Here is a 308-nt window from a genome sequence, read left to right as displayed (position 1 = left end):
CTCTCTTCGTTCCATCTCTCAGAATTGGATCGAGAATCGATGCGGAACCGACCTTCGGTCGGTTCCTCTCGCTATGCGGCTCTCAAGGTACGCGGGGCTGACCCCGGGGACCGGGCACCGCGGGCGAAGGCCGGGACTCCGACGAGGGCGGGCTGGCGCCCGTCTGGTTTGAAATAAGCTCTTGATTCTAAGGTTTCTCCCTAGAAAGGAGGTGATCCAGCCGCACGTTCCCGTACGGCTACCTTGTTACGACTTCACCCCCCTCACCCTCCACACCTTCGACGCCTCCCCCCTTGCGGTTGGGCCGG

1 rRNA gene is annotated in these 308 nt (G+C 62.3%); it reads right to left on the bottom strand.

Annotated features, from left to right (window positions below):
* Positions 1–204: 204 nt before the first annotated feature.
* A 16S ribosomal RNA gene (locus H6A16_RS10635) occupies positions 205–308 on the bottom strand; the annotation flags it as partial.

The organism is Collinsella tanakaei (assembly GCF_016900375.1).
In the GTDB taxonomy this organism is placed as follows: domain Bacteria; phylum Actinomycetota; class Coriobacteriia; order Coriobacteriales; family Coriobacteriaceae; genus Collinsella.
This window is presented reverse-complemented; position numbering and strand designations above follow the sequence as displayed.